The organism is Mycobacterium sp. NGS24 (assembly GCF_059813065.1).
The window spans coordinates 1-415 of record NZ_JCALDW010000048.1 but is presented as its reverse complement, the minus strand read 5'-3'; the positions used below and the strand labels follow the sequence as shown (position 1 = coordinate 415).

Genomic DNA, 415 nt, shown 5'->3' with positions numbered 1-415 from the left:
TCACATAGCAGGAAAGCTTGCTGGGGATAGATGCTGCACAAGGACGATCGGCCGCCCGCAGCAGAGAAGTACGTCATCAGCCAGCCACCCAGTCCGCCAGCGCCGCCTGCAACGCACTCATCTGACCGTGCAAGAAACCGGAGACCTGGCTGCCGATGTTGCCGACGCCAGACATCAACGCGGCCCCGGCCACATCGCTGGTGTTGGCGATGCCCGACATCGCCTCACCCAGGTTCTGCCAACCCGACAACAACGAACCGGCGTTATACCAACCCGACGTCAACGCCCCGTTGGCATTAGCAAAACCCGAACTCAAACTGTTCGAATTGAAGAACCCGGACGTACCACTGGAACTGCCGTTGAAGAAACCCGACGCCAACGACCCCACAGAGTTCCCAATACCAACCACCCCCGG

Annotated in this window: 1 pseudogene; it reads right to left on the bottom strand. The window is 60.0% G+C overall.

The features are described 5' to 3' along the window. Positions 1-76: 76 nt before the first annotated feature. Positions 77-415 (bottom strand): annotated as a pseudogene (locus AC5Y6Y_RS25780) (hypothetical protein); the annotation flags it as partial.